Here is a 26,812-nt window from a genome sequence, read left to right as displayed (position 1 = left end):
ATGACCGACCAGAAGACCCCCGTGTGGGTCACCATCGCCGTGAACATCGGCGGCGAGACGAAAACGTTCAGCGCCGACGCGTCCACCGAGGGCGACCTGTACGACATTGCCACCGGACTCCTCAGCGGACTCGACAGCGAGGCAAGCCGCTGGCTGTTCAAGGCCGGCAACGAGTCGCGGAGGGGCCTGCGATGACCGACGTCTCCAAGCCGACCGCCCGCCGGCCCTCGCCGCGACCCGCGCCGCCCGCCAAGCCGAACCCGCACACCGCTGGGGTGCGGATCACCGCCGCCACCGTGATCGCCGCCGCGATCGGCGGGGCCAACGGTGTGCAGACCAGCCCGGACATGATTCCCCTGGTCGTCGGTGCGCAGAGCGCCGCGATCGGGCTGTTCATGCTCAACGTCTTCGCGTCCTGGCTGTGGCAAGGCAGGCAGCGATGAAGAGCGCCGCCCCGCTGATCTTCTTGTTCGTGGTGATCCCCCTACTCGGGATCATCGCCTTTCTGCTGGGAGCGGCGTGACCTGGACAAACACCAAACGGGTCAGACGTGAGCTGCGACGCCGCAGCGACTACCACCAGGAACGGATGGCCCAGGCGGCCACCTCCAAACAACGGCTGTCCGCGGCCTGCCAGTGGCTGATCTCCGAAGCTTGGCAGGCCGGAAGGGTGGCCTACGCCGAACAACTCGTCCTCGAAGCAATCAACCGGATCCGGAAGGAGGCGAACCACCATGACGGTCACCAACAGTGAAGTGAGATCAGATCATCCTGAGCGGGTTCCCGAGGCCGACAGCCCGGCCGTGCGCGCGGGCGCGCGCGCGAAGATACAGGTCACCCACAGTGAGATCAAGCTGGGTGATCGCATCCGGGTCGGCCTGTCCTCCTGGTGGCTGCTCACCGCCGAACCGATGACCCTGCGCGCCCTGTGGACCGCCTCCGCCGTCGACGCCAAGCGCATCCCCCTCAACAACGGCCTGCTGCGCGGCCTGTGGCACGTGTCGAACTGGACCGACCGGCTCGCCGTGTTCGCCCTGCTCGCCATCACCCCCACCTTCCTGACTGGGCCGCTGCGCTGGTGCGCGGTGCGGCCCACCCGCCGCTACAGCCTCTACCTCACCCTCGCCGCCCTCACCGGGGCATATCTGTACGGAAGGAAGTACTGACCATGTTCGGTATCGGGGCCCGCTTCGGCCTCCTGCTCATCGCCGGGGCGCTGCTGTTCGCCGCGCACCGCACCCACAAGGCCTCCAAGAAGTCCGCGAAGAACGTCGCCGTCGTCATGGCGTTCCTCGCCGGCCTCGCGTTCCTCGCCACCTTCGTCGGGGACTGGATGCAGTCCGCCGCCTGGCTCGGCGGGGCCGGCGTCGCCGCCCTCATCGTCTGCGCGGCGATCATCGTCGTGGACTGGGCCGTCGACAAGAAGCCCGACAAGCCGGCCTTCTGGGCGGCGTTCGCGCTCGGCTTCGCCGTCGTGCTCGGCGCGTCCAACCTCGACCAGGCCGGCCGGCTCATCCAGGACGGCGGCACCGAGGTCTCCAACCAGCTGTCGCAGATGGGTAAGTAGCCGTGCTCGGTGGCATGGACGTCCTCGTCGTCTGCGTCTTCTCCTACTGGCTGGTCAAGCACCTGCCGGAGATCGCAGGGGAGGCGGCCCAGTCGTTCGCGGCGGGGCTGCGCGGCGAGGAGCCCCCGGCCGCCGCAGCCCGCCGCCAGCGACTGCAAGACGCCGGGATCGACCCGGCGACCGGGGGCGCGTTCCGCCAGTACGCGGGCAACGTGTGGCGCGACTTCTGGCGCGACCAGGACGCCGCCCGCGCCAAGCGCCGCGCCGCCCGCGGCGACAACCCGGCCGAGCCGGGCCTGTTCCAGCGGATCGCCGACGCTTGGGACGCCGAAGTGGGCCGCCGCGCCGGCGCGTGGCGGGCACGCAGAGCTCCGGCGGGAGCCGACGGCGGCCCCGGCCCGGACGCTCCGTCCAGCACTGAGCCCGGCGGCGAAGAACCCGGACCCCAACCGACCTCGCCCGGCGGCAGACCTGGCCGCGGCTGCTACGAGCCCGGCACCAGCAAGCCCCGGTTCGCCTCGTCGACCGTGCACGACAGCGACGAGTACGAGCCCAACACGAACCCGGGCGCAGGTCCTGCCGCACCGGACGCGGGACCTGTACACGTCACCTCGACGCTCGGCGAACCCGCCGCCGGCAGGGGACGCCAAGCCACCGCTGTCCTCGAACCGCCCGAGCAGCTGCCGCCGCCAAAGAACACCGAAGCTGAAGACCCCGACGTGCTCGCCAACCAGATTCCCGACACCGAGGCCGAAGCCATCAAGCACGAACTGTCCGGCAACTGCAGCAAAGACCCGGCGCGCTGCCCACACTGCGCGGCCGAGAAACGGATCCGCGACGCGTCCCGAGAATCCGACGAACGCAACGCCCGATGGCGCGCAGAGATGGCGCAGCAACCCGTCCGGGTTGCCGCCACCGTCGGCGAGCCCACCCGCAGCACACCACCCGCACTGCCCGCCCCAACCGAAGGGAACCCCGACATGACCCAGGCCGTCGCCACCCGAGGTATCGCCGTCACCGGCGTTGTTTCCGGCGCCCAGGAAGCCGAATCGATCCGCCGCGCCCTCGAGGCGGCCACCGCCCAGTACCTGGCGCAGATCCGCTCCGCCCGGGCTCGCATCAACTCCCTCGGCGAGCAGACCCTGTCGATCGTCCAGTTCGCCGGCGCGTCCAGTGTCGTCACCAAGATGGCCCAAGCCGCCGAGGCCGCCGCCGCGGCTGAGGCCGCCGCCGGCCGGTGCGCCAGCGAGGTCGGGCCGCTGCTCGCCCAGACGCGGGCCGAGTTCGACCGGCGGAACAGCTGATGACCATCCCGGTGCACGGCACCGGTTTCGCCAACGTCCGCGACTGACAAGGGAAAGGAACCCAGCGATGGCAGCGCCGACCACGGCGGCCCGCCCGGCGGCGCCGCCCTCCACCCCGAAACCCCCGGCGGGCGCGGCGAAGATGGCCCGCATGTACCTCGACGACAAAGGCATCCCGCAGAAGTCTGTGACGCCGGTGCCGGTCGACGAGAACGACCGCCGCACCCCGCACCAGATCTTCCAGTGCCCGCACCTGCGCATCGTCAACGGCGGCGGGAAGGAACGCTGCTCGACGAAGGAGTGGCTGCTGCCCGACGGCGAACGGCCCTACTGCCCGCAGCACGGCAAGCAGCTCGAGCCGGAACAGGCCGGCCCGTCGAAGCTGGAGCAAACCGTGCGGGAGGCGATCCGGCTGCACGGCCGCTCCGCCGCCCCGTGGCTGCTGCCCGCAGGCGCCGGACTGTTCGACCTGCTCGCCCACACCGCCGACATCGGTGTTGAGGCGGGACTTACCGCACCGGCCCTGGCAGGTGTCACCTACCTGGCCACCAGACGCACCCTCACCGCCCGCGCGATCAAACGCGGCCGCATCGAACGAGGGCAGAAGGCCGGCCGCCGTGTGGCCGCCCTGCGCGGACAGTCCCGCCGGTACGCCTGGTACGCCGGTGAGGCCGGGCTGTGGGCTGCCATGCTCGCCGGCACCGACATCACCCACCTGCCCGGGGTCATCGTGGCGGGGCTCGGCATGGCCCGCTGGGCGTTCGCGTCGCGCACCTGGTGGCAGAACGCCGAGCAGCGCCGCAACCGTGGCGACCTCCAGGTGCACGTACCTGAGCGAGCGGCCGATGTGGCGCCGGCCGCCGCGCCCGACCCGGTGAAGCTGCGCGCGATCACCACCTGGGCGACCCTGATCGGCTGCGCCGGTGGGCCGCTCGCCGGGACCGAACTGGTGGACTTCGAACGGCTTCCCGCATGCCAGGTGAAGGCGTCCGAGCGGACGCTGCTGCCGAACTGGTCCGCGAAAGTGGTCGCCAAGGTCGAAGGGTCCATCAACATGCGGGAGCAGCGGCCCAACCTGCTCGGCCGGATCGCCGCCGCCTACCGGTGCACCTACGCGGACGTGTCGTTCTCCGCCGACGAATCGGACCTGTCTATCGGCTGGCTGCGGGTGCAGCCGGACAACCCGCTCGCCGAAACCCGGCTGTGGACCGGACCGGCCGCGTCGGACTGGAAGCGCGGCACCTCGATGGTGGGCCGCTTCGACGACGGCCAGCAGATCGTCTACCAGTGGTGGACGAAGACCGGCGCCGCACACGACCTGATCTCCGGCTGTACCGGCTCCGGAAAGTCGGAGTTCGTGGTGCAGCTGATCCTGGCGTCGCTGCACTCCAACGGGCTGGTCCTCGACTGGGTGGGTGACCCGCAGGGCGGCCAGTCGTACGGGGCGCTCAAGGACCAGGTGGACTGGTTCGCCCGGGACAAGGCCGAAATCAAGCTGATGTTGCTGGCAGCGGTGAAGGAGATGCAGCGCCGCAACGACGAACTGTCCCGCAACAACATCAAGACATGGGTGGCGACGCTGGCGATGCCGCTACTGGTCATCACCCTCGACGAGGTCCAGTCGTACATCGACGACCCGGACATCCTCGCCCTGGTCGAAATGCTGGTCGGGCAGGCCCGTAAGTGCGGCATCAAAATGCGGCTGATCACGCAGGTGCCGGCCGCCTACAACCTGGGCGGGTCCACCTACATCAAGGAGCAGCTGAAGGCCGGCCAGACGGTGATCTTCCGGGCGATGACCGACATCGCCGGCCGGTCTGCTGTCGACGGGGACGTGCCAGTCGACCCGACGATGCTGCCGCTGGTGTGGGGCAAAAACACTTGCGCGGCCGGTGAGGGCACCGCAGGGCTGATGTTCCTGCAGGGGCTGAACGGCCGGGACGTGTACGGCCGCGCCGACTACACCGGGGAGAAGATGGAGAAGTGGCTGGTCGACCCGAACGGTGACCCGTCGGTGTGCCCGGGAGTGTTCGGCCCAGAGGCGCAGCAGGAGTCGGGAGTTTTGTGGGGTGACCGCAAGGAGCGGGCCATTCGCCTGCTTCAGCAGGGGCGCAGCGACGCCGACATTCTGCCGGGTGGCCGGGCGATTGAGCTGATCGAGATGGCGTCGGTGAGCCCGGCCGCTGCGCCGGCGCAGACGCAGGACGCGGCAGCCCGGCCGAAGCCGGCCGGTACCGCGTTGGACAAGGTGCTAGCCGCATGCCGGGAGCTCGCCGCGGAGGCGGGTGTTGCCGAGAAGAAGGCGGTCGTCGCCCGGCTGAAAGATCAGGTGGCGGCGACGACGGTCACCACGTACCTCACTGACCTGGTGGCCGCCGGGAAGCTGACCCGGCTCGAGAACGGCGTGTACGGGGTGCCGGGAGTGCGCCGTGCTGTGCAGCCGACAGGGGAGGTGCGGGGATGATCCGGTCAGCGGCGGGCGCGCTGCACCCACACGTGCACTTCGGCGCCTTCGGGTTTGTTGTCGCTGAACACGAACCGGCGGCGCCGGACGGTGGCTTCGAGGTAGAACCGGTTGGTGTTGTAGTCCCGCTCCCGCAGGTACAGCTCGTCACCGACCGCGGGCAGCCCGAAGGTGGTGTCGATCGTGTATTTGCCGTCGATCTCACGGTCGGGCTGGTCGACGTCATAGACCTTGACGTTCATGCGCCCATGGTGACCGATTCGTCGCTGGCGGTCCAGTCGTGAACGATCTGGAACGGCTCGCCGTATACCTGTGCCCGGGTGGCCGGCTGTGCGAATGCCAGCACCCGGGCGGCGCCTACGCGTGTCCCCACTGCGATTGCGACTGTTCGACGCCGGACCAGTTCGAGCGGGACATGGACCCGGACGCGTGCCGCTGCTGCGAGCAGGTGTTCTGATGACCGCCACCTCACAGGCCCGCACCGACCGTTCCTACCGCGGTGTCGTCTACGGCTTCGATCTGATCATCCATGAATCATGGATGTCAGGCGGCTACGCGGTAGCCCACGACGACTATGTGGGCAAGACCCGGCAACGGGGCCGGCGGCGTGAGATGCAGCACCGTGATGACAAGCCGTGGTCGGACCTGATCGTCGGCTCATCGCATGTGCTGTGGGAAGGAATCTGCACCGAGGAGGAGCTGGACGACATCGAGCGCAGGTTCATCCGTGAGAAGAAGCCGCGGATGAATGACAAAGACAACCGCTGGAACGCGGGCCGGATCAGCTACGAAACCCAGGTCTCGCAGCGTCATGAACGGGATGCCCGGCGCGGTGACCCACCGTGGCAGCCGCCCGAAAACAGGAACCGCGACAGTTTGCTCGAGTGGGACGAGGCTGCGCCCGGCGTCCCTGCGGTGGCGGTCCGCCGGCCGTGGAAGCCTTGGCAGAAGCAGTTGCTCGGCTGGTCGATCGCCTGGCTCGTGCTGATGATCGCGGGGTGGGTGGGTCTCGAGCGGTGGCGGGACTTCGGTGCGTGGTGGCATCCCGCCGCGGTCGCCGGCGTCGCGCTGCTCGCCCTACTGTCGTGCCTGCGGCTGTGGACGTGGCTGGGCGCCCCGGTCACGAAGGCGCAGTGGCGGCGGAAGTGGCGGGAGAAGACGAAACCGAAGCGGGTCCGGCGGTGACGTCGCCGCAGCGCCGCAACGACCGGCGCAACCACGAACCGTCCTGGTGCACGAAACGCTCCCACGACGAATACCCCGGCCTGCACAAGTCCGCGGCAACAACCGTCGGGTCACGGCGCGCGTTCGTCGGTGAGGGCGAGGTGACCGTCTACCTCAAGCAGGGCATGGACGGCCCGGTGTGGGTGTCAGTCTGCGCGGCGCACATGTCCAGCGCCACCGCGTCGGTGCCGCTCCGGGATGCGGCCGTCCTGCGGGATGCGCTGACTGCGCTGCTGAAAGCGGCCGGGCACGAGTCCTGACACAACAAAAGAGCCCCACCCCGGCAGCCTGGCAGGGCTGCACGAGGTGGGGCTTTCGCCGGCGGGCACGTTGGGGGCAACAGGCCGCCCGGCGAGCTCGGGGGACTGGGTCAGCGCACGTAGTCGCCGTGCCGGTCCTTGACGGGACCGCCGACCAGGGCGGCCCGCTGCGGGGCCGTGTTGCGCAGCAGTCCGACGTAGGCGACCACGGCGAGGACGAACTGCACCACCGTCGAATAGGCGGCGGCCGTGAAGTTGAACGCTTCGTCGTTGTTGACCGCGCCCAGCCACGCTTCCGCGTAGGCCTTGAGGGCGGCGAGGACGAGCAGGACGAGACCCTTGCGGAACGCCGACCACGACGACTTCATGAACAGCGCCGCCACGATCGGCAGCAGCACGGTCACGGCGAGGGACAGCAGCCCGGCCAGGGTGGGTTCACCGACGTACGTCGGCAACTCCGGGAAGATGATCGAATCCACGGCGGTCTCCAAAAGGTATGCGGGTTGCGGGGAAGGGGTCGCGGAACCGCATAGTTATGCGTAACCGCGTCAAGGAAGGGCGAAGTGGACGGCAGGCATGATCCGATCGGCTGGTGCACGGCGTACCGGAAGCAGCGCTAGGTTGGCGCGCATGTCCAGCGCCACCACCATCCGCAACACTCTCGGCCCGCTCGACGCCATCTGGGTTGTTGCCGCGTTCATCGCCGGCAGCCTCGAAGGGAACTTCACCACCGGGCTGCTGTGTGGCATCGGCATCACCGCAGCGATGGGGGTGTGGCGGCTCGTCCGCATCCAGGCACAGCTGCTCGAGCTGAAACAGGCGGAACACTTCGCCGACGACGAAGCCTGATCAGTCCAGGTTGATCGGCGGCGGTTCGGGAAAGTCCGGGTTGGTGGCCCGCAACGCTGCGACGGCGGTGGAGTCCCACATCGAGTGGGCCCCGATCGCCGCCCGCAGCTGCCGTTCCCGGTCCTCGACCCCGGACACCCGTTCGGTGAGGGCTTTGACGTCGCCTTCGTGGCGGACCCGTACCTCGGTCAGCCGGGACTCGTAGTCGGCCCGCTGGTCGGCCATCATCGCTTTGATCTCGGCGATCAGGGAGCGAGCTGTGGCAACCTCCACCGACACCGTCTCCGCTTCCGCTTTCCGAGACTCGGCCACCGTCTTCGCCGTGGTCGCCTCGTCAAGCCGGCGCTTCATCCGGGCCACCACGACCGTCGCCGCAGCACCGATGGCCGCCGCGATGACAGTGCCGAGGACTGCGGGCAGCCACGTCTGCCACGCCGGCGGGGCCGCGGGTGGTTCAGCACCCCACCACATCAGCGGGCCGCCTTCCGCCGGGCAACCCGGATCCGGATCAACGTGACCAGGTGCACGATCATCAACGCGCCCAGGTGCAGGTACACGCCGTGCGTGTACGGCGCCGGTTTCGGCGTGCCGGCAGGGAAACCGCCGGTCAGCCACCACAGCAGCGCCCCGCCGAACGACACCGCGATCGTCACATACCAGCCGAGCAGCATGCATAGGCCGACGATTTCCCACCGCACGGCCCGATGCCACGTGGCAATCCCGAGGATCACCCCACCGGCGAACAGCAGACAGGCGAGGGACACGGGTGCGCCGGGGATGCGCCGGATCAGCAGCCACGCGGGCCCGGCCATACCGTCCCTGCCGAGCAGGGCGAACATCGGCCCGATGTACACGGCGAACGCGGCGTGCAGGTGCAGCAGCCCGATCCGGTTGCGTTCGGAACGTTTGACGGTGGCGTCGGAGGTTTGCAGGTGCTCGTCGAGAGCGTCGAGGGTTTCCACCAGCCGGTCGATGGCGTTACGGCCGGTCATCGCGGCCCCCGCCGGTCACGGCGGCGGCCTTGGGCCTCCTTCAGCATGTGCCGGAAGCCGAGAATGAACCCCCACGTGCACAGCGCCTGCACCACATGCCACACGGTCCAGAACGTGTACCAGCCGCCCGTGGTGTGGGTGGTGCCGAACGCCATCCACGCGTGCGTTCCGGCGCAGCCCGCGAAGAAACCGGCGCCGCACAGCAGCACCGGCCGGGTGAGTGGCAGGTAGGGCAGGACAAGGAACGGGACGGCCAAGTATCCGGCGACGATGACGATGTTGGCGGCGGAGAACAGGGCCTCGAGGACCCCATGGTTGTGGTGCATGGCGGCCCCCGAGCTGGCGCTGTGCGGTGGTGGCTGGTGCTAGGCGATCAGGTCGCGGGCGGCCGCGACGATCGCCTCCTTGAGCTCGTCGGCGGTCACGTCGTCCCGGTCGGCGGGCAGGCTCGCGACCACCGCGTCCGTGAGCGCCGGCACCAGCGCCCCGATCAGCGCCGCCGGGTCGATCTGCTTCGCCGCGAGCTGCGCCACCGCCGTGGTCAGCTTCGGCATCTGGCTGTTGGTGACGTTCCCGGCGCGCACGTTCGCTGTGAACAGGGCACCCCGGGCGGACTGAGACACGTTGCCGGTGGCCTTGCCGATGTCGTACACCCAGAAGTCGGCGATGCACGCCTTGACCTGCTTCTTGATCTCAGCGGACAGCCACGTCTTGTCGTCGGCGTCGAGGGTCGCCACAGCGGGGGCTCCAATCTGCCAGGAAGCCGTAGAGGCTTCGAGCGCGGTGGTGTACGAGGCGGAGAAATGCGCATGATGGTCGTGCGGGTTCGAGCCCTGGTACGGACGCTGCTGCCAGCCGTTGCTGGCCTCCCAGATCCGTCGGTTCCAGATGATGTAGCGCAGCCGCTTCTCCGCGCCGGACCGACAACGCTTCAGGATCCGCTGGACGACGATCTCCATCGTCAGACCGGGCTGCCGCAGATCCGAGTCGACGTCGATCGCGTGGACTTCAGGTGTCGCGTCGGTGTCCTTGTTGCGCAACGCCGCATAGTGCTCGTCGGGCAGGTGGTCGCTGTTGCCGCCCGCGGCGTGTGCGGTGTCGCCGATCGTGCCGTCACTGGCCTTGTCCCGGTTCGGGGCGGCCGTGTTGAACTCGGAGCGCAGCTTCACCAGGCACGGCACCAGGATCCAGTCAGCCATGGCGCCTCCTCACTTGCGCTCGAGGCGGGCGACCCGCCGGGTGGTTTCGATCGCCACCGACGAGATGGCGTCATGCCAGCGTTCGTGGAATTCGATGCCGTTGCGCACGACGACGGCGCAGCAGGTGAGGCACACGTGCAGGTCGGCGCCCGGCTGGAGGCGGGCGAACCCGGACTCGTCGGCGGCGTAGTCGGTGCCGCAGGTCTGGCACACCATGCCGACGGTCTCCCGCGACGGGCCCGAGCAGGTCGGGCAGCTCACGGCGCCTCCCCGTATTCGGTCATCGCCTGCCACAGCTGCTCTTGACCGGCGGTTTCCAGGTCGGGCCGGTCGTGGGTGGCTTGGTGCGCCGCCCCGCCGAGCGGGTTCGCCGGATCCATGTCGGCCGCGGCGGTGTACACGTGCACGAACACGCCGTGCAGCTCGACCAGCCGGCCGCCGGCGTGCAGCAGCAGATGCCGGTCGTCGTTGTCGCGCACCCACCGGCCGTCCCCGGCCGTCTCCCAAGCGGACATGACACCTCCTACAGGGGCCGCAGGTATTCGCACTCGAACAGGCTCGACAAGGACCCGCCGATGTTCGTGTTGAGGCTGCCTGCCGCGGCCTGCAGCTGCTGGCCGAGCAGTTCGAAATAGTCCGAGGTGCCGTTCGCGGCCTGAATGGCGGTCACGTTCGCCGAGCGCGGCAGCGAGCTCGTCGCGGTGGACGGCAGCACAATCTCGTTGCGCGGCGCAAAGATCGACCCGTTCTTGGCGAGCATCGCGAAGTAGGAGATGACGTCGGTGTCGGCGGCGTACCAGACGGTGCCGGTGAACCGGTAGTAGCCCGCCAGCGTCGGCGTGATCCGCGACGTGTTCGAGGCGGTGTCGTGGAAGCCGTGCGTGTCGATCTCCTCGCTGGACGCGCCGAAGGTGATCGCTGTCGCCGTGTTGCTCGCCAGCGACTGCGCGGCCATCTGCTGCAACCGCACGAGGGGCCGCTGTGTGGTGGCCGCCTGCAACGCGAGCAGGTCGGCGACGGTGGGTGGGGTGCCCGCATTGAACGCCATGCCACCCCCTTCACAGAGCCCAGAAGCCGGTGTCGAGCAGGGTGAGCGCTTCGCCGGCGGAATGTGCGGTGACGACGGTGTTCACAGACCTGACGACGGTGAACGTCCACGACGAGCCCGCGCCGGTGATGTTGGTGATGAGGACTTCTTCGCGGCCCACCTGCGCCCGCAGGCTGACCGCGCCGGTGGTCCACGGATCCCCGTTGGAGTCGATCGACCAGGATGTGGCCGTGGTGGTGACGCCCGCCGCGAGTTCGGTGCGGTCCGACGTCCACAGCAGCCCCGGCCCGTCCCACACGCCCGGCTGCCACACCGACGCGGGGCTTGTGTCGAACGTGGCTGTCCACGCCGGGCCGCCCGCCTGCCGGGACACGATCTGCTCGGACATGCCGTCGACCACCTGGTCGATCGTGTCCAGCCCGGCGATGGTGGGCTGGTTGAGCCGCTGCACCCGCGACCCGATCCGGCACAGCAGGTAGTCGTCGATCAAGCCGGGGTTGGCGTGCAACTCGATGCTCATCCCGGGGTAGTTCGGCCCTGTGCCGCCGGCGGTGATATGGGTGCGCCATTGTGCGTGCGGGCCACAGTCGGAGTCCCGCAGCAGATCAAGGGTGACCTTGTCGGGGACGGTGCCTCTGCGGTCCCGCAGCGCCTGGTCGGCGGCGGCGACCGCCTGCGATCCGTCGCGGCGTTCCACCGTCCAGTAGTTGGGTCCTCTGGCGCCGAGCCTGGGCTGCAACACGTCGCCGGGCTCGGTGCTCTGCGACCGGGCGTAGGTGGTCATGTCCACGGTCAAATCCACCGGGGCGTTGAGCCGCGCCGAGCGGGGCAGGAAGACGTAGCCGAACTCTTCTTCGAGCAGCAGCGACCCGGAGTCGGCTTCGGCCGCCGCCTCCACCAGGTCGACGGTGCCGCCCTCTTGCTGGGTGTTGAGCAGCACCAGCGACGACGCGTCCGGGGTGGCCAGCAGGCGGAACGGCAGGTTCTCCTCGACGCCGGCCAGCCGGCCCACCCGCTCGTGCACGGCTTCCCGCGCCCACCCCTGATACGAGGCGACCGCGGCGGCCGTCGCGGTGTAGGCGGGCAGTGCCGGCGAGGCGACGTCCCGGACCGCGAGGTGCCCCACGGTGAACCGCAGGCCCGCCACCGTCGTCGCGAGGGTCGTGTTGCGCATGTCCGGGTTGATCGTCACCCGGGTCGGTTGCGCGCACACCCCGGCGATGGAGCCGGTGGCGAAGACCCCGCCGTTGTATCGCAGCGTGACGTCGATGTTCCCGCCGTTCTGCTGGGCGGTGACGTCGTAAGAGATCGTGACGGCGAAGTTCTCGGCGGCGACCGCCACCTCGGTGACCGTGCCGTCGGTGGCGTACGCCCGCACCGCATGCCCGGTGGCGGTGCAGACGAGCGCCCAGCGGCCGATCGCCGACCCGGGGGTGGTCCACTCGGCGATGCGGATCTCCGTGGTGGACGGCACCAACCTTGCGAACACGTCCGTCGTGATCGAGACACACCACGGGCCGACCGCCCCGGCCAGCGACGTGGGCGCGGTGAGCTTCCCGCCCGTCGCCACGCTGCACAACGCCTTGCTGCCGTAGCGGGACAGCAGCACATCGTCGGTGACACCCAGATCGACTTCGAACTGCACCACACCGGAGACGGTCATCGGGGTGCCACCCGGGTAGGCGTGCGCCGCACTCAGCGACGCCTTCTTGTCCTCCAGCGGCCAGTAGTCGACCGGTGCAGGGTCAAGGAACTTCTCCATCGACCTGCGCTGCGGGGACAGCGGGTCCGCGGTCTTGCGTTCCAGCCGCCCGCCCACCCCGCTAATGTCGATCTCGGCGACCGAATGGGTGGCGCCGTCGGCGGCCGGCACGAACCGGTTGCGCACGTCGGCGATGTAGCCCTCGACGCGCGGATAGCGCGGCTGCTGCACGGTGAGGTTGTCGACGGAGATGACGTACGGCAGCGTGTTGGTGTTCCCGAAACGCAGCCACGAGAAGATCCCGAAATAGGTGTCCCCGCCGGCCTGGTGCGTGACTGTCGTGTCGAGCGCCCACGCGCCCGGCTCCGAACCTGCGGCGAGCCACACCTTCGCCCGCAGCCGCCTGCCGATGTACTCCACCCGCATCCGCAGCAGCGTGCCCCCGGCATAGGTGAGCCCGGTCGCGATCGGCGCGACAGCCTGGGTGACGCTCGACGCCACGTTCGTCCACAGCGCCAGCCGCACCTGCCCGGCCGTGGACAGGTCGAGCAGCGGCCACACGTAGTCGGTGGAGCTCGGCCCGCCGCGCAGCATCGGCCCCACCATCACCGACGCGCCGGCGGCGACGGCGGGAACGGAGAAGGTGACGGTGACGTCGATGTCGCGGTGCGGCCGGTTGACGCGGATCCCGCGGATCGTGTTGACGGCCGAGTGCGTGGCGAGGCCGGTGGTGCCGTTGACGCTGAAACCGGTGCTGCCGATCCACGAGTTGCCGGTGTCGGCGACACCCCAGCCGGAGGCGACGTTGCGGGTGAACGTGTCCCCGATCCACGTGCTGCTGTCGGTGCGGATCGAGACGCGGAGCGGGGTGCCCTGGTCGACGTACGGCCACCACGGCGACACCGGATGGTCGTGGGTGAGCCAGCCGTCGTCGTTGAGCAGCCGAAGGCCGGTACAGGAGGCGGTGCGGCGGTTGCCCTGGCCGACGACCAGACCGCAGGAGATGTTGAGCTGGCTGTCGGCGAGGACCCGATCGGACAGGTCCGTCCACTCCCAGGTGTCGGGGTCGGCGGTGAGGTCGGCGCCGAAGGCTGCGGCGGCCGTGATCTCCAGGTCCTCGTCGGGGTAGGGCACAAGACCCCCCCCGACGGTGACACCATTGCGCTTCCTAAATTAGGAAGCTAGGCTCGGGTTGTCGGTCAGGGAATCAGTCCCAGACCCCACCGGAAGGAACCGGTCATGAACGACTACTACGCCGGCGACGACGAGCAGGCCCGCCCGCGCTACACCACCCGCCAGGACGCCATCGACCAGGCCATCGCGCCCGCGCTCGCCGAAGGCAACTACGACCTCGAAGCCATCTGCCGTGAGACGTTCGACTGGAAGATCGACGTCAACGGCAAGGGGCAGGAACTGCTCAACACCGGCGGTTTCGAGCAGACCGTCTCCGAAGAGGAGTTCTGGGAGATCGCCGCCAAGCACGAGATCATCTGACTGGCTGCCCAACCTCGGCCCCGGTTCACCACCGGGGCTGATGCGTACCTGGAGAGACCATGGAGTACACCGACCCGCCCGGCATGCCCGAGGACGAGCGGATGACCGACGCCGAGTTCCGGACGATCCGCGAATTCCTCGGCCTGACCGGTGATTGGCTTGCCGCTCACCTGAACGTCAGCCCCCGCAGCGTCCGCAACTGGGAGCAGGGCAAGTACCCGATCCCCGACGGGGTGCGGCTCGAGATGGAAGACCTCGAGCAGCGGACCGGCGCGTTCATCGGCGGCGTCATCGAGAAGCTGATGGCGATCCCCGACCCCGGCGTCTACGTGTACCGCAACGACGACGAGTACCACGCCGCCAACCCGGACATCCCGTTCCCTGCTTCCTGGCATCGGGCGGTGGTGGCGCGGGTGGCGTTGGAGGTGCCCGGCCTACGGATCGAGTACCCACCACCGGCAGAATAAGAGCGCACGGTCCGCTTGTACCGCTAAGAAAGCGTCAGCGGATGATGGACCGCCAGCCGGGAAATCGCCGATCAGGGCGACAGTGGCGTTCCGGCCGAGGTGGGGGGACCGCATGCCGACAACCAATCCGATCCGGCGAGGACACCTCGACAAGGACTGGGGCTGGTCGTATGGCGGCGGGAAGGTCCATCCGATCCGTGAGTGGTATGCCGTCTGCCCCGACTGTGGTGATGTCGTCAGGTGCACCGGTCAGCGCGGCACCCGGAAGGCGGCGAAGGATGCGTTGTATCGTCACCGACAGAAGCAACACGCGCCGGGCTCGGTAGGCCGCTGACGCGGCAGGCACCTACGGGCGTGCATAGGCTGCGCACCACTCTCGCGAGTTCGCGCGAAGCGATGACGTGCGCTGACCCCACAAGGGCCGCGGGGTTCGACTCCTCGCCCCGGCACTCAACTCTCTTACGCTGAATGCGTAGGTGAGCCGCCAGCCGTGGCGGCTTCCAGGGCGGGACTCGCTACGGCCGGTCCCGCCCTGTTTCGTCACCGCGCCGGCGTGAGCGCGGCGATCGGGTCGTTGCGGTACTCAAACGCGATCAGGTCCCGCAGCGCGTCGAGGAGCCTGTCACCGCGGGCACCCGGCGCCCACTTCGCCACCAGCTGCCGGTTCTCCGCCACCGACAGGCTGCGGCTCACCGAGGCGTCGAAGTCAGAGCCCAACCCGAACGTGCTGCTCACATCCGGCACGGCGAAGGCGGCGAGCTCGTCCGCCGCCGCCTTCACCCGGGCGCCTTCGTCCTCGATCCCGAGGGCGAGGCCCTGCGCCACGTACTGGCCCATGCCGAACGTCAGCTTCGACGGGCTGAAGATGATCAGCGCGTTTTCGAGAGCCTGCTTCACATAGGTGCGCGCGAAGTTGACGACCCGGTCCCACAGCCAGCCGCCCTTGGACACAATTCCGTTCCATAGGCCGATCACGGCATTGACACCTGCCGACGTGAGCCAGGTGTGCGCGTTCGACAGGGCACCCTGCACCCACGTGCGGATCTGCCCCGCCCACGAACGTAGGGGACCCGCCATCCGGGCGATTCCCGTGCCCACACCGGTGACAGCGTTGCGGCCGACGTTGACGAGCCACGTTCCCGCGTTCGGCAGTGCGTTGATCACGTTGGTGCGGATCTGCCCCGCCGTCGTGCGCAGCTGTGAGAACCGTTCCCGCAGCCCGGTCGCCGCGCCGGTCACCGCGTCGCGGCCCTTCTGCACCAGCCACGACCCCGCGCCGACCACGTTGTTGCGGACAATGCCGGGGATCTCCCGCGCCTTCGCCGCCAACGCCCCCAGCCGCTGCGTCACACCCTCGATCAGCCCCTGGATCAGATCGACGCCGACGGCCATCATCACCGTCGACGGGGACGCGATCCCCAAACCGGACTTGATCCGGCCGATCAGCGAATCCGGGCCGGACCAGAACCAGCCGGCGATCCGGTTCGCTTCCCGCACCAGGGCCTGGCCGATGCCGGCGAACAGGCCGTTGACGAGGTCTTCACCGACGGACGCCAGGCTCTGGTCGAGGCTGACTTCCCCGCCGAGGCCGAGCCAGTCGAGGATGTCGAAGGTCGCGTCGACCGGCGACCTGATGATCGCCGTGATGTCGCTCTTGATCTGCTTGAGCTCGGCGATGACACCCCGGGCTTTGCCGATCGCGTCGGCGATGTCGCCGGCCAGGTCTTTGAGCTTGCGCCCCCATTCGAGGGCTTGCGGGATGAACTCCTTGAACCGTTCGATGATCTCCCGCAGGCGCTGCTGATTCTGGGGGTCCTTCAGCCAGTCCGAGACGGTCGCCAGCGAGGCCTTGAACGACTCCAGGGGCGTCTTGTTCGTGCTGGTGTTCTTGCCGGTGATCACCTCGAACAGCGAGCCGATGATCTCGGCGACCTCGCCGCCGATGTCGAAGATGTCCCGCATCGCCGCGGCGGCCCGGTCGAAGAACCGGGTGAGCCCGCCGGTCTTCTCGCCCTGCAACACCCAGTCGGAGAAACGGGTGACGATCTCCGCCAGTTCGTCGCCCAGCTGCGACAGGAACGGGCCCGCCGCCCGCGACAGCTCACCGAAGACGGGCACCAGCTTCGACGTGAGCGCCGTGCCGATCTTTTCGAGGGCCTGCCGGAACCCTTCCGCCCCGGCGGCAATCCCGGAGATGAACGTGGGTGTGGACACGGCCGAGCCGAGGTTCTTCGCGAACTGGTTGAACGTGTCCGCGAACGAGCCCAGCGTGACGTGCAGCTGCTTCTCCCACGAGTTCCACATGTGGGTGACGGTCTTGTCCAGCCCGGCGAACAGCCGCTGCTGCACATCCAGCCGCAGCGCCTCGAACGCCGGCTTCAACCGCTTGATCGCGTCGACGAACGCCTGCGCCGCGGGCGCGAGCTTGGTGACCTGCTTGGCGACCCCGCCGCCACCGGAGGCCACCTTGGTCTGCGCGGCGGCCAGGGACTCGTTCGCGCTGGCCAGGGCGTCAGCGGCGGCCTTGGCCCCGTCGAGGGCGGACGCCACCCCGTCCTGCGCGCTTTTGACCGCGTCGGCGGCGTCCTTCAGCCCGTCCTGCGCGGCGAGGACACCCTCCTGGGCGTCGGCGACTGCCTGGTACGCCTCCGCCTGGTCGCGCAGCGCGTCCTGAACGAGGTCGCTGCCCTCGACCCCCTTGGCGTTCGCCTCAGCGGTTTCGGCCCGCAGATCCTGGGTGGCGTCGGCGGTTTCCTCCACCTGAAGCTTCGCCCGCTCGTACGCGAGCTCCGCCTCGCGGATCTTTCGCAGGTCACCGGTGGTGCGGGCCTGATCCAGGGCGAGGGCGGCCTCGTCGAGGGCGTTCGCCGCCTCCGCCTCGGACAGGACAGCCCCGCGCAGGGACCGGTTCAGGTCCTCGATGTCCTCGCGGGCCTGCCGGCGGGCCCGTGACACCGCGTCCTGGCTGCGCCGGGCACGCTCCTGCGCCTGCGCCACCTCGTCGAGGGAGTTGCGGTAGGTGCGCTGCGCCGCCACCTGCCCGCGCAAAGCCGCCGCTAGGGCGCGCTCGGAGGCCTGCACCTGGCGGTTCGCGGCGACAATCCCGCGCCGTGCGGCTTCTACCTGCCGGGACGCGGCGGCGATCTGGCGGGCCTGGTTCGCCGCCTGCCCGGCAGCACCACCCCCGCCACCGCCGGTGGACGGCTTGAACGCGTCCGCGATCCCGGAGAACCCGAGTGCGAGGGTGCCCACGGCCGCGCCGACACCAGACAGCGCAGCCGGGATCGCCGCCGCCGCACCTGCAGCCGCAGCCAAAGCCGGGGCCAGCAGGGTTGCGGCGGCACTGATCGCGGCGAGGATCCCCACCACCGGGCCCAGCGACGCCGCCAGGCCGCCGGCCGACGACACCGCCGCCGACAGTGCCCCACCCAGCGCGCCCGCGGCACCCAGGGCGCTCTGCAACGTGGCGCCGATGCGGTTCCCGCCCGACCCGCCACGGTCCACGTCCACGTCGACGCGTACCGTCTGCCGGATCCGGGCCGCCGCCGACGCGACCGCGGCGCGCAGCTTCGGCTCGAACGCGCCCGTGTCCGGCTCGACGTCCACCTCGACGTCCGGGATCGGCGTTGCCGCCACCTCGGCCGGGACCTGCGACGTGTCCGCATCGACGCGCACCGACGCCTTCAGCCGCGCCGACACCTCATCCAGCTGGGCCTGCAGGTCCCGCTGGAACTGCTCCTTGCTCTCCGGCTCGACCGGGATCTCCGCCCGCACAGTCGCGGCGATCGCCTTCAGCTCGTCGCCGAGCTCGTTGCGCAGTTCGCTGGTGTCCGCACCGATCGGCAGCTGCGCGTTGACCTGCTTCGCGAGGGCGTTCGTCTGCCGCTTCACCTCGGCGACGAACGCCTGCATGAGCGGATCCACCGGCACCTTGACCGGCGGGATCTTCGACTTCTTCGTCTGCTCCGGGATGCCGTCCGGGTCCAGATCGGGCGTGACCGGAACCTTGATCGGGTCCTTGCCGACCGAATCGCGGATCTTGTCGCCGAGCTTGGAGTCCTTCAGCGCCTCCTCGGTCCGCTTCCGGATCTCCTTGGCGAGATCCCGCATGTCGCCGACGATCTCGACGCTGACTTCACCAACGGACGCGGGGGAGGTCATATGAACCCCCTGACGTCCTGCTACCTGACCCGCTTGGCGGCGTCGCAGTTGCGCCGACCGTGCCTCGCAGCTTCCTCAAATGACGCCCGGCGGGAAGCCGTCGGGCATCGCTCGACCCGGGCCACCCCCGAAGGCGAGCGCAGCAATGAGCACCAGCACGTCTGTCGACAACACCCGTCCGACGACGCCTCCAGTGGGTAAGACCCGCTGAAGACGACAGGCCCTACGCTTTGCACGAGCGTGGGGCCTGCCCTATGCGCCTGCCGGTATCAGCCCGAGGTTCCGCAACCGTTGAGCGATCTCATCCCCGGATGCCTTCGACGGCGCCGGCTTGCCCGTGCGGGCCTTGTCGGGCAGCTCCACCGGTTTCGGCCGCTGCCCCTTACCACCGGAGCGCTGCCAGTTCGCGCCGGCCAGGTGCAGGTCGATGCGCCGCAGCAGCAGTGACTGCATGTCCCACGCCGCCATCGGCCCGCGCAGTCGGCGGTGCAGCAGGCTGTCCTCGTACGCGGCGAGACCGTTGATCAGGTTGCGGAGTTCGCCGGTTGGGAGCCGGCCAGCGCCTGATGCTTGTCCAGCCACTCCTGGTCGTCGGCGGTCAGCGCCCCCGTCGGCTTCGCTGTCTTGCGCGGTGCCCGCTTCTTCGGCGTCGCCTTCTTTGCCGAAGACCGCGTCGAGGAGCCGGAGCCTGTAGTGGCGCCGGAAGTCCGCCTCGAGCTCGTCCCAGTGCTCTTCGAGGATGTGCTCGAGGCCTGCTCTTCCCCCTGGTCTTCACCCGAGTATTCGAGCCATTCGGCGATCACCATCATCAGGAAGTCGGCGGGTACGTCCACCTGCGCCCACTCGTCGCGCTGGTCCGGGCCGAGCATCCGCTCCACGAGCGCTTCGAGTTCGGCGACGCTCAGCGTGTCGAACCGGGTGATCTGGCCCTGCACGCGGTAGTCCAGCGACTGGATGTGCGGCAGCCGCCACACGCGCCCCGCCCACGGGAACTCGAACGGCGGCTTCGCGACGTCGCGCAGGTAGCGCTCTTCCAGGGTGAGCCGCTTGCCGGTCACGACGGCACCCCCTCACCCACCGCGTGCTCCTGGTCGATCAGCACACGCCGGGCGATCAGGGTCAGCGTCACGCGCACGGTGCTCCGCGAGGACAGGTCGTCGATGACGATCGGCTCGTCGGCAACCAGCACTGACCTGCCGTTGATGCGGACCTCGTTTGGGACGGTGATGCTCGCCCCCAGCGAGTCGTCGCCTGCCTGCCTGCGCCGTTCGACGATCTCGATGTCCACCGCCCGCGCCTCTGCGACGCCTCGCACGACGCTCATGCTTTCGCCCCCGTCGGGCCGCTCGCCGGCTGAAAGCGCAGCGGTTCCTCGCGGTGCGTATGGCGCGCGTTCTCAGCGACCTGCCCGCCCAGCCTCTCCCTTTCGAAGCCGGGAATGTTCGTGCGCGGGTCAGGCGTGCCCTCGGCTCCCCACACTCGGGGCATGTTCGGCGGGGCCAACGCCTGCGCAGGCTGTTGGGTGGCCGACGGTGCACCAACCGACAGGGCGCCGACGGGCAGCACCAGGTTCAGCACGGCTTGGCCGCCGTCGCCGCTGGGCGACAGGGCGAAGTCATGCACCGGGAACGGCTCGCCGTCGTTGACCCGGGCCTGCCAGCCGCCGGCCGAGGTGGTGTTGAGTTCGCCCGCGGTGGCGTCGATGTGGCCGAGGTTGTCGAGGCGCTGCACGGCGTCGGCGCGGTCGGCGAGGGTGGCCAGGTCGGCGGGCGTCTCCACCCGTTCGAGCTGGACGTGGACAAGGTGCATCGGTTCTCCTTCGCGGGTTACGCGGGTAGAAAGACGCGACCGGCCACCCGCGTGGGACCGGTCGCGTCGAATGGGGGTCAGGCAGCCAGAGCGCTGTCCAGGATGTACCGGTATGCGATGTTTCCGCTGGCGTCCAGGAACGCGGTGATCGTCCACGCGTACACGGTCACGTCCGTCGAGGACCACACGACCTCGCCGCGCTCCGTCACCTGACCCAGCGGCACCACCACACGCTGCGCCTTACCGGCGTCCGAGATGCCGTGCAGCACCCACGCCCGCTTGTCCACCGTCGGCGGCTTCTCCGCGATCGACACACCGTAGGCGGTCTGCGTGATCGTCGAACCGGGCAGCTGCACCCCCAGCGTCACCAGCGACGTCTCCATCGCCGCCACCTGGAACGTTTTCGTGTACTCGCCCGGCAGGGCCGCAGCGAGCGCGTTGCCCTGCCACATGAAAATGTTGTTGTACTCCTGCGACGTCGCCTCGGTGATGCCGTCACTGGTGATCGCTCCGACGTCGGAGAACACGGCCGGGTTGAGGCTGGTCGTCGGATCAGTCGGCAGAACGGGATTCGACACCCCATAGCCGGACACGGCGACGAGCCCGTTCGTGTAGGCGCGGATCTTGCTGGTGTCGACCGCCATCGGTCATCTCCTTCGGGGCATGGCGAGGACCCGGCGGCCGGCCGGGTGGGGATAAGGCAGAGGAAGGGGCGGGTGGTCAGCCGGGGAAGCGGATGATCTGGAACCGCACGTCGGTCGACGAGTCCGCCGAGATTTGCAGCGCCGCGCCGTAGTTGCCGACGTCCCACGGGCCGAGCAGGATGCTCGAACTCGTCGGGATCGGGCTCGTACGGGCGGCGGCGGCGAGTCCGTCGACGGTGGCCGTGGGGGTGACGGTCACGTTGCGGACGGTGCTGGCCGAACTGTTGATCGCGATCACCATCACGCGGCCGTTGTTGACGATGCTGTTGCCGTTGGCCGCATCGGCGAGGGTGCCTTGCGGGAAGGCGACACCCGCCCGGGTCGGCTCGATGATGTTGGTCAGTGCGGTGCGCGGCATGAACTACCTCCGGGCATGGTGAAGGCCCGGCGGGGCACGCCGGGTGAAAGAACAGCGGGGGATCAGATGAGGCCGTGCAGGATGACGCGGTAGGCGGCCGACCGGCGGAACACACCTGTCGCCGGCGCCCAGCTGGGGGCGCTGATGGTGAAGACCGCCTTGCAGAGGACCCCGTTGCCGAACGTGTGCAACGGCAGGTTCAGCCGCATCAAGTTCCACGTCCGGTGCGCGTACTCGCGGGCAGGGTCCGCGTCCTCGGCGTACCAATCCACGTCGAGGATCATCGAGTCGACGGTGAGTGCCGTGTCCCCTTCACCGGCGGCACGCTGGACATGCCCGGCGGGCGTGTGGAACGGCATGTGCTTGGCGATGTCCGGGTCGGCGTGCACCTGCGCCCCGAGCTGCGCTTGAAGCCACTCGGCGACCAGGAGCTCCCCGTCGGCGTAGCCCGCCACTACCGGCCCGCCGCGCGCAGTGCCCGCCGCAGAATGTGCAGGGCCGGCGTGCCCGGGTGCTGGACTCGCCGGACGGGATGTTGCCCGCCGGGCCACGCCAGCGCCTTCTTGGCCCGCGGCTCGATCACGTGCGGCGGGCTGCCACGCTCGAGCAGATCCGACTTCCAGTCGGTGGCGACCACCTGCACCGCCGCTTTGCCCCGTACGCGGGTGCGGACCTTCTTCAGGCCGCGGCCGTAGTCGCCCGTCTTGCGGTGCGGGGCGTAAATCTCCAACGCCAGGTCGATGACCCGGTCGGCGCGCCGCTCGAGGTCCCGGTACACGCCCTCCGACCTGCCGGCGGCCCGCATTCCACGGCCGTTGGCGCGGAACGTTGCCTTCGCCCGGATGGCCACAGCGCCTCCTTCACCAGTAGGACGGTGAATCCCAGCGGCAGTCGGCGGGCGGGAAGCTGTAGACGGGCAGGTGCGCCACATCCACGCCGTAGTCGTCGGTGCCGTTGCTGGTGTTCGCCGCGTCGACCAAGTCGGCGAGGAGCGCTTCCATGCGCCGCTCCATGTCGTTGGCCCGCTGCAAGGAGTCTTCGTCGGCTTTGAACTGCCGTTCGATAGCCGCCGCGGCGGCCAGGGCGGTCACGGTGCGGGCAACGTCGTGCATGGCCGCCGGGAGCGGCGCGACCCGCATCGCCACCCAGGAACCCATGTCGGCGATGATCGCGTCGGCCTGGATACCGGTGGGGGTGGTGGTCGAGTCGAACGTCAGCACGTACTGCGCCTGACTGTTGACGATCGCCGCCGGGTTTCTGGCCAAGGTTCGGTGGGTGACGTAGTTCGCCACCCGGCTACGGCCCGGCAGCCACGTCGGCCCGCCTGCTACAGGCGACGGAACGACGTACGTTTCGGCATCCTCCGCACCCTCGCCGATGCCGGTGATCTCCCAGTGGAGAACCCACCGGCCGGGGGCGCTGTAGGTGATCGGGTCGCTGGTCCACCGGCGCCGCTGGTCGCTGCCGCCCGGAACCGTCTCGAGCGGCCCGGCAGTGACGGTCACGGCGAACGGGAGGCCGGCCGGCGGGCGGGCGGTGAGGGTGACCGCGGTGGTGAGGTCGGCGGGTGTCACCTCGAGGAAGGCCCGTTCGATGTCGCCGACGGCCACATCCGACATCAGCCACCACCTGTCGTGTAGGTGGGCCGGGCGAGAGCGCCTGCGGTGTGCCGCGCGCGGAGGGTGCCGGTGGTGTAGGTGCCGGGGCGGCGGGCGGGCGTGTTCTGGTCGGTGGCTGCCGCGGTCAGGGCGGGCAGCACGATCGCGGCGGTTCCCTGCGCGGTGGTGGCTGCGGTGGCCGACGCTTGGAGGGCAGGAAGGGTCCCTGCTGCTTGCCCTGCTGAGCTCACCGACGCGGTTGCCTGTGTCACCGCGGCGGGAAGGGTGACGGCGGCGATACCGGAGACCTGAACGGCGCCGGAAGCTGCCGCGACGGTTGCGGGGAGGGTGGCGGCTGTTGTGCCCGTGACGACGGCAGAGCCGGTAGCGGCTGCAGCGGCTACGGGAAGTACCGCTGCTGCTGCGCCGGTTGCCTGGGCTGTGCCGGTGGCGGCACCGCTCAGGGCGGGCAGGGTCGCGGTGACGGTGCCGGACACGCCGGCGCTCGCGGGCGTGTAGTCGACGTCGACGAAGTAGGAGGCGCTGTTGAACGTGCTGACCGGGTATGTCAGGGCCGGGTCGATGGCGAACGTGCCCTGATTGACGGTGCCGGATCCGGTGGGGTTGTCGCCGTTCGCGATCGCTGTGATGTCCCCGTTGGTCAAGGCGACACCGAAGAACGCGCCGGAGGCAACGTACCGGCCGTCGGAGTTGTGCACACCGACCCGGTACAGGGTGCCAGCGGTGACGGCGACAGGCGTGTCCAGGACGATCAGATTCCAGGTGCCGCCGGCCGGGAGGGTAGGGCGGACCTTCGACGCGAGCAGGGTTCCCGTACCGGGCCCTGGGTTGTCGGTGGTGTCGATCTGCCAGATCGCGCCGGTGTAGGTGCCGCCGACCGTGGCGGTGGCGTAGAACCGGACCGCGTTGATCACGCCGTCGGTGGCGAACCTGAGTGTGGTGGCGGTGGTGATGCCGGGCGCCCCATCGGCGTTGTCGCCGCTGAGCGGGGTTTGGCTGGTGAACAGGTTCGCCATGGCGGCTGCTGTCCGCTACGAGCTCGGCTGCGTGAAAGTCAGCGATGTGATCGTCACGGTGAGCCCGACGCTGATGGTGGTGGTGGCGAGCTGGCATTCCCCGTCATCGCCGGTCGCGGACACGGACCCGTCGAGGATGCCGAGCCCGGTGCCGGCCGCCTCCGTCGAGTCGACGATGCGGAACCAGCCGGCCGTGCCCGCCGCGACACCGGTGCCGGTCAGAGCGGGGGACTGGTTGGCGGTGACCGTCCCGTTGGCGGGGCCACCGAACGCCGGGTCGTTGAGGGTGATCTCGGCGAGCAGGGTGCCGGTGGGGGCGGTTCCCGGCCCGGCGGGCTGGCTGCCGGTGTACAGGCGCAGCCGGCCTGTGCTGCTGCCGCCGTCGACGAGGGCGGCGGCTGCCGTGGCCATGGCGTTGCGGGCGGCGGTGCTGATCCGGATCGCCACGAGTGCCCCCTAGCTGCCGATGACGATGTAGTCGAACGTGTACGTGGTGCTCGCGACCGGCACCCCGGCGCAGCGGATCGAGAACCCGGACGCGGCAGTGGTGACGAACGGCTGCAAAGCGGCGCCGCCCGCGTCCTTCGGGGTGATGACCACCGCGCGTGGGGTGGCCCCGAACGCGGTGGAGAAGGTGACCGCGGCGAGCTGGCCTGCGGCAGCCCCGCTGCTGCCGGTGGTGACGGTGACCATCCCGGCGTGGTCGGTGCCGGAGATGGCCGTGCCGGGGCTGCCGCCGGTGCCGATCTGCGCCCCGTTCGCCACCGTCGGGGTGGCCCCGGCCTTGGAGCGGGGGCGGCCCTTGTAGTCGACGGTGTACATGGCGGTGCCTGCCTGGTCGCGCACGTCGACCAGGTCGCGGGTGTCCGCGGCGGCCGTGCGCAGGATCTTCGACGGGCCGACGATGGCGTTGAGGCATTGGGTGGTGGGCACGAACGTGTTGTCGGCGACGTACAGCTGGATGCTGTTCAGATTCGTGGGGGTGCCGACGAACCCGGCCGTGGCGAGGGTGGGGGTGGTGCCGGTGTAGTAGTAGATGTGGGCGCGCACCCAGTTGTGGTCGCCCATGTAGGTGAAGTCGAACCCGCCACCACCACAGTTCTCCACCTTGGCGTTGATCCACAGCCCGTTGAGGGCGGTGTGGGTAGAGTCCCCGACCTGAATGCCCTTCACGGTGGCGGTGGCGATCCCACCCGGATACAGGTGCGCCGCGTCGAACTGCACCTGGGATGCCTGGATCAGGCACTGGGCAACCTGGGAGCCCTCCACCACGAAGTTCGTGAACTTCGTCCCGGACGTGTTGACGACCAGGCCATAGTTGTAGCCGTTCCCGCCGTACACGTGGAACTTGTCGAAGTTCGACCCGTTCGCCCGGCCCGTCGCATCCGGCAAGTTCACCGGCACCGCGCTCGCGGTCGCCGAGCACTTCACCACGAACAGGTTCTGCACATACGTGTCGTGCGGGCCCTCAAACCGCAGGCCGTCCCCGTCGCACGAGTGGATGTACACGTCGGTGATGAACGACTCGAACCCGTTCGGCGACAGGAACGGGCTTGTGGTCGACCACTTCGTGGCCAGCCCGTGCCCCTTGCCGTTGCGGATCAGCAGCCGGTTCAGGATGTACCGGCGGCCGTAGATAGCGAACACCGGTTTGGTGCCCGACTGGGCGGCCTTGTTGCCGTCCAAATACCCGTTGATGACCGCCCAGTCGCGGGCCCCGCCGGTCGTGTCGCCCGCCGCGAGGGTGTCGTAGTTGACCGTCGACAGCAGATACGCGTCCGTGTTGTCGGCCAGTGTCAGCCCGCCGCCGTTGAGGTCCAGCACCACCCCGGTGTCGATGGTGACCCCAGCGATCTCGTAGTCCCAGCCGGCGGACAGCACCACCCGGCCGGCGCCGCCGGTCGCCGCCGCGTCCAAAGCATCCTGGACGGTCGCCGTGTCCGCGGCGACATTCCCGACCGGCGGCGGCACCGCCACGGTGGCGACTGATTCGGGCAGGAACTGCGACAGGATCCGGTCGCCGCCGTCCAGGGTGGGCAGCCGTTTGGTGGCCATGTGTCTCCTCAGACGGTGACGACGAGGACGTTCCCGTCGAGGGTGGAACCGGTCAGTGCGGTGTCGACGACCAGAATGTTGTTGTCGGCGAGAAGCCCAGCGAAGTCGAGGTCGGCGAGCACCGCCGGCCCGGCAGCGGTGAACGCCGCGGCGGCGCCGGCCGGGGCGGGCAGGCCGGTGCCGAGGCGGAACGCCGACAGCATCAGGTCGCCGGAGCTCGCGTCGAGCAGCAGGGTGGTGCCGTACCAGCCGGGCGGATACGGGCCGGCCAGGATGGTCTGCCCGGCGGGGATGCTGTACACGCGCGGCCCGACCGGCTGCCCGTCCACAGTCACAGCCAGGGGGATCGACAGGGTGCGGGTCACCGCCCCCGCGTTCGTGACGGTCAGGACGGTTTCGCCGTTGTTGTTGACGCTGTTCCCGTCGGTTATGTTCGCCGCGACCGGCGGCAGGACGGGTTCCCCCGCCTTGCTGCTGCCGGTGATCCCGAGCGGGGTGCGTGCCACCAGACGCCGCCTCTC

General features: G+C 69.5%; 36 protein-coding genes. 12 read left to right on the top strand and 24 right to left on the bottom strand.

Going from position 1 to position 26,812, the window contains the following annotated elements:
- The 7 genes from Ade02nite_RS10005 to Ade02nite_RS09975 all read left to right on the top strand — a co-directional run bounded on the left by Ade02nite_RS10005 (position 1) and on the right by Ade02nite_RS09975 (position 5,334).
- Complete coding sequence (locus Ade02nite_RS10005) at positions 1 to 195, top strand: hypothetical protein (protein ID WP_203761287.1); 195 nt, start codon at positions 1 to 3, stop codon at positions 193 to 195.
- Positions 192 to 443 carry a hypothetical protein gene (locus Ade02nite_RS10000; RefSeq protein ID WP_203761286.1) on the top strand — a complete coding sequence of 84 codons (252 nt, stop codon included), beginning with the start codon at positions 192 to 194 and terminating at the stop codon, positions 441 to 443. The genes Ade02nite_RS10005 and Ade02nite_RS10000 overlap by 4 nt, the downstream gene beginning before the upstream one ends.
- Positions 444 to 519: 76 nt before the next feature.
- Positions 520 to 753 carry a hypothetical protein gene (locus tag Ade02nite_RS09995; RefSeq protein ID WP_203761285.1) on the top strand — a complete coding sequence of 78 codons (234 nt, stop codon included), beginning with the start codon at positions 520 to 522 and terminating at the stop codon, positions 751 to 753.
- Positions 734 to 1,165, top strand: a complete 432-nt coding sequence (locus tag Ade02nite_RS09990; protein ID WP_203761284.1) for a hypothetical protein — start codon at positions 734 to 736, stop codon at positions 1,163 to 1,165. The genes Ade02nite_RS09995 and Ade02nite_RS09990 overlap by 20 nt, the downstream gene beginning before the upstream one ends.
- Before the next feature lie 2 nt (positions 1,166 to 1,167).
- Complete coding sequence (locus tag Ade02nite_RS09985; RefSeq protein WP_203761283.1) at positions 1,168 to 1,566, top strand: hypothetical protein; 399 nt, start codon at positions 1,168 to 1,170, stop codon at positions 1,564 to 1,566.
- Positions 1,567 to 1,580: 14 nt separating this feature from the next.
- Positions 1,581 to 2,870 (top strand): hypothetical protein, encoded by a 1,290-nt coding sequence (locus Ade02nite_RS09980; RefSeq protein ID WP_203761282.1) that lies wholly within the window; start codon positions 1,581 to 1,583, stop codon positions 2,868 to 2,870.
- A gap of 67 nt (positions 2,871 to 2,937) precedes the next feature.
- Entirely contained in the window at positions 2,938 to 5,334 is a 2,397-nt protein-coding gene (locus Ade02nite_RS09975; protein ID WP_239168659.1) for a P-loop NTPase family protein, read from the top strand.
- Between the two features lie 5 nt (positions 5,335 to 5,339).
- Here Ade02nite_RS09975 and Ade02nite_RS09970 read toward each other — a convergent pair whose 3' ends face one another.
- On the bottom strand, positions 5,340 to 5,576 hold the full coding sequence (locus Ade02nite_RS09970; RefSeq protein ID WP_203761281.1) for a hypothetical protein: 237 nt from the start codon (positions 5,574 to 5,576) through the stop codon (positions 5,340 to 5,342).
- A 214-nt stretch (positions 5,577 to 5,790) separates the two neighbouring features.
- Here Ade02nite_RS09970 and Ade02nite_RS09965 point away from each other — a divergent pair, with 214 nt between their 5' ends.
- Together Ade02nite_RS09965 and Ade02nite_RS09960 are read left to right on the top strand one after the other, a co-directional pair.
- Positions 5,791 to 6,519: a GIY-YIG nuclease family protein gene (locus Ade02nite_RS09965; RefSeq protein ID WP_203761280.1), complete on the top strand. Its 729-nt coding sequence runs from the start codon at positions 5,791 to 5,793 to the stop codon at positions 6,517 to 6,519.
- Complete coding sequence (locus Ade02nite_RS09960; protein WP_203761279.1) at positions 6,516 to 6,818, top strand: hypothetical protein; 303 nt, start codon at positions 6,516 to 6,518, stop codon at positions 6,816 to 6,818. Before Ade02nite_RS09965 ends, Ade02nite_RS09960 begins: the two co-directional genes overlap by 4 nt.
- A gap of 110 nt (positions 6,819 to 6,928) precedes the next feature.
- Here Ade02nite_RS09960 and Ade02nite_RS09955 read toward each other — a convergent pair whose 3' ends face one another.
- A complete protein-coding gene (locus Ade02nite_RS09955) occupies positions 6,929 to 7,297 on the bottom strand; it encodes a hypothetical protein (protein ID WP_203761278.1) in 369 nt (122 codons plus the stop codon).
- A gap of 151 nt (positions 7,298 to 7,448) precedes the next feature.
- Between Ade02nite_RS09955 and Ade02nite_RS09950 the strand changes: the two genes are divergently transcribed.
- On the top strand, positions 7,449 to 7,667 hold the full coding sequence (locus Ade02nite_RS09950; RefSeq protein WP_203761277.1) for a hypothetical protein: 219 nt from the start codon (positions 7,449 to 7,451) through the stop codon (positions 7,665 to 7,667).
- On the opposite strand, the gene Ade02nite_RS09945 is transcribed toward Ade02nite_RS09950, so the two are convergent.
- From Ade02nite_RS09945 to Ade02nite_RS09910, 8 genes are read right to left on the bottom strand one after another with little or no spacing between them, the layout of a single operon-like run.
- The gene (locus Ade02nite_RS09945; RefSeq protein ID WP_203761276.1) at positions 7,668 to 8,138 is read right to left on the bottom strand and encodes a hypothetical protein; all 471 of its coding nucleotides are present in this window, start codon (positions 8,136 to 8,138) and stop codon (positions 7,668 to 7,670) included.
- Positions 8,138 to 8,659: a hypothetical protein gene (locus Ade02nite_RS09940; protein WP_203761275.1), complete on the bottom strand. Its 522-nt coding sequence runs from the start codon at positions 8,657 to 8,659 to the stop codon at positions 8,138 to 8,140. Before Ade02nite_RS09940 ends, Ade02nite_RS09945 begins: the two co-directional genes overlap by 1 nt.
- Positions 8,656 to 8,985 carry a hypothetical protein gene (locus Ade02nite_RS09935; protein ID WP_203761274.1) on the bottom strand — a complete coding sequence of 110 codons (330 nt, stop codon included), beginning with the start codon at positions 8,983 to 8,985 and terminating at the stop codon, positions 8,656 to 8,658. Before Ade02nite_RS09935 ends, Ade02nite_RS09940 begins: the two co-directional genes overlap by 4 nt.
- 39 nt (positions 8,986 to 9,024) lie before the next feature.
- Complete coding sequence (locus Ade02nite_RS09930; RefSeq protein WP_203761273.1) at positions 9,025 to 9,858, bottom strand: hypothetical protein; 834 nt, start codon at positions 9,856 to 9,858, stop codon at positions 9,025 to 9,027.
- A 9-nt stretch (positions 9,859 to 9,867) separates the two neighbouring features.
- Positions 9,868 to 10,119 (bottom strand): hypothetical protein, encoded by a 252-nt coding sequence (locus Ade02nite_RS09925; protein ID WP_203761272.1) that lies wholly within the window; start codon positions 10,117 to 10,119, stop codon positions 9,868 to 9,870.
- A complete protein-coding gene (locus tag Ade02nite_RS09920; RefSeq protein WP_203761271.1) occupies positions 10,116 to 10,373 on the bottom strand; it encodes a hypothetical protein in 258 nt (85 codons plus the stop codon). The genes Ade02nite_RS09925 and Ade02nite_RS09920 overlap by 4 nt, the downstream gene beginning before the upstream one ends.
- Before the next feature lie 8 nt (positions 10,374 to 10,381).
- Positions 10,382 to 10,906 (bottom strand): hypothetical protein, encoded by a 525-nt coding sequence (locus Ade02nite_RS09915; RefSeq protein ID WP_203761270.1) that lies wholly within the window; start codon positions 10,904 to 10,906, stop codon positions 10,382 to 10,384.
- Between the two features lie 10 nt (positions 10,907 to 10,916).
- A complete protein-coding gene (locus Ade02nite_RS09910; protein WP_203761269.1) occupies positions 10,917 to 13,742 on the bottom strand; it encodes a hypothetical protein in 2,826 nt (941 codons plus the stop codon).
- A 105-nt stretch (positions 13,743 to 13,847) separates the two neighbouring features.
- Here Ade02nite_RS09910 and Ade02nite_RS09905 point away from each other — a divergent pair, with 105 nt between their 5' ends.
- Both Ade02nite_RS09905 and Ade02nite_RS09900 read left to right on the top strand, forming a co-directional pair.
- Complete coding sequence (locus tag Ade02nite_RS09905) at positions 13,848 to 14,102, top strand: hypothetical protein (RefSeq protein WP_203761268.1); 255 nt, start codon at positions 13,848 to 13,850, stop codon at positions 14,100 to 14,102.
- A gap of 59 nt (positions 14,103 to 14,161) precedes the next feature.
- Entirely contained in the window at positions 14,162 to 14,569 is a 408-nt protein-coding gene (locus Ade02nite_RS09900) for a helix-turn-helix domain-containing protein (protein ID WP_203761267.1), read from the top strand.
- A gap of 540 nt (positions 14,570 to 15,109) precedes the next feature.
- On the opposite strand, the gene Ade02nite_RS50245 is transcribed toward Ade02nite_RS09900, so the two are convergent.
- From Ade02nite_RS50245 to Ade02nite_RS09830, 14 genes are all read right to left on the bottom strand, one after another.
- Positions 15,110 to 18,730, bottom strand: coding sequence for a hypothetical protein (locus Ade02nite_RS50245; RefSeq protein ID WP_203761266.1), 3,621 nt, complete (start codon positions 18,728 to 18,730; stop codon positions 15,110 to 15,112).
- Between the two features lie 252 nt (positions 18,731 to 18,982).
- Positions 18,983 to 19,183, bottom strand: coding sequence for a hypothetical protein (locus tag Ade02nite_RS09890; protein WP_203761265.1), 201 nt, complete (start codon positions 19,181 to 19,183; stop codon positions 18,983 to 18,985).
- Positions 19,184 to 19,254: 71 nt separating this feature from the next.
- Positions 19,255 to 19,788, bottom strand: a complete 534-nt coding sequence (locus Ade02nite_RS09885; RefSeq protein WP_203761264.1) for a hypothetical protein — start codon at positions 19,786 to 19,788, stop codon at positions 19,255 to 19,257.
- On the bottom strand, positions 19,785 to 20,045 hold the full coding sequence (locus Ade02nite_RS09880; protein WP_203761263.1) for a hypothetical protein: 261 nt from the start codon (positions 20,043 to 20,045) through the stop codon (positions 19,785 to 19,787). Before Ade02nite_RS09880 ends, Ade02nite_RS09885 begins: the two co-directional genes overlap by 4 nt.
- 5 nt (positions 20,046 to 20,050) lie before the next feature.
- Positions 20,051 to 20,539 carry a hypothetical protein gene (locus Ade02nite_RS09875; RefSeq protein WP_203761262.1) on the bottom strand — a complete coding sequence of 163 codons (489 nt, stop codon included), beginning with the start codon at positions 20,537 to 20,539 and terminating at the stop codon, positions 20,051 to 20,053.
- A gap of 77 nt (positions 20,540 to 20,616) precedes the next feature.
- The gene (locus tag Ade02nite_RS09870) at positions 20,617 to 21,183 is read right to left on the bottom strand and encodes a phage tail tube protein (protein WP_203761261.1); all 567 of its coding nucleotides are present in this window, start codon (positions 21,181 to 21,183) and stop codon (positions 20,617 to 20,619) included.
- 76 nt (positions 21,184 to 21,259) lie between these two features.
- A complete protein-coding gene (locus tag Ade02nite_RS09865) occupies positions 21,260 to 21,601 on the bottom strand; it encodes a hypothetical protein (protein ID WP_203761260.1) in 342 nt (113 codons plus the stop codon).
- A 62-nt stretch (positions 21,602 to 21,663) separates the two neighbouring features.
- On the bottom strand, positions 21,664 to 22,056 hold the full coding sequence (locus tag Ade02nite_RS09860) for a hypothetical protein (protein ID WP_203761259.1): 393 nt from the start codon (positions 22,054 to 22,056) through the stop codon (positions 21,664 to 21,666).
- Positions 22,056 to 22,451 carry a hypothetical protein gene (locus tag Ade02nite_RS09855; protein ID WP_203761258.1) on the bottom strand — a complete coding sequence of 132 codons (396 nt, stop codon included), beginning with the start codon at positions 22,449 to 22,451 and terminating at the stop codon, positions 22,056 to 22,058. The genes Ade02nite_RS09860 and Ade02nite_RS09855 overlap by 1 nt, the downstream gene beginning before the upstream one ends.
- Before the next feature lie 10 nt (positions 22,452 to 22,461).
- Entirely contained in the window at positions 22,462 to 23,220 is a 759-nt protein-coding gene (locus tag Ade02nite_RS09850; RefSeq protein WP_203761257.1) for a hypothetical protein, read from the bottom strand.
- Positions 23,220 to 24,236, bottom strand: a complete 1,017-nt coding sequence (locus Ade02nite_RS09845) for a DUF4082 domain-containing protein (RefSeq protein WP_203761256.1) — start codon at positions 24,234 to 24,236, stop codon at positions 23,220 to 23,222. Before Ade02nite_RS09845 ends, Ade02nite_RS09850 begins: the two co-directional genes overlap by 1 nt.
- A 15-nt stretch (positions 24,237 to 24,251) precedes the next feature.
- Complete coding sequence (locus Ade02nite_RS09840) at positions 24,252 to 24,683, bottom strand: hypothetical protein (protein ID WP_203761255.1); 432 nt, start codon at positions 24,681 to 24,683, stop codon at positions 24,252 to 24,254.
- 9 nt (positions 24,684 to 24,692) lie between these two features.
- A complete protein-coding gene (locus tag Ade02nite_RS09835) occupies positions 24,693 to 26,291 on the bottom strand; it encodes a hypothetical protein (RefSeq protein ID WP_203761254.1) in 1,599 nt (532 codons plus the stop codon).
- An 8-nt stretch (positions 26,292 to 26,299) separates the two neighbouring features.
- Positions 26,300 to 26,797 (bottom strand): hypothetical protein, encoded by a 498-nt coding sequence (locus Ade02nite_RS09830; protein ID WP_203761253.1) that lies wholly within the window; start codon positions 26,795 to 26,797, stop codon positions 26,300 to 26,302.
- Positions 26,798 to 26,812 lie beyond the last annotated feature (15 nt).

This window comes from Paractinoplanes deccanensis (assembly GCF_016862115.1).
In the GTDB taxonomy this organism is placed as follows: Bacteria; Actinomycetota; Actinomycetes; order Mycobacteriales; family Micromonosporaceae; genus Actinoplanes; species Actinoplanes deccanensis.
Note: the sequence above shows the minus strand (reverse complement) of the source record. Positions and strands in the feature narration are given on the sequence as shown.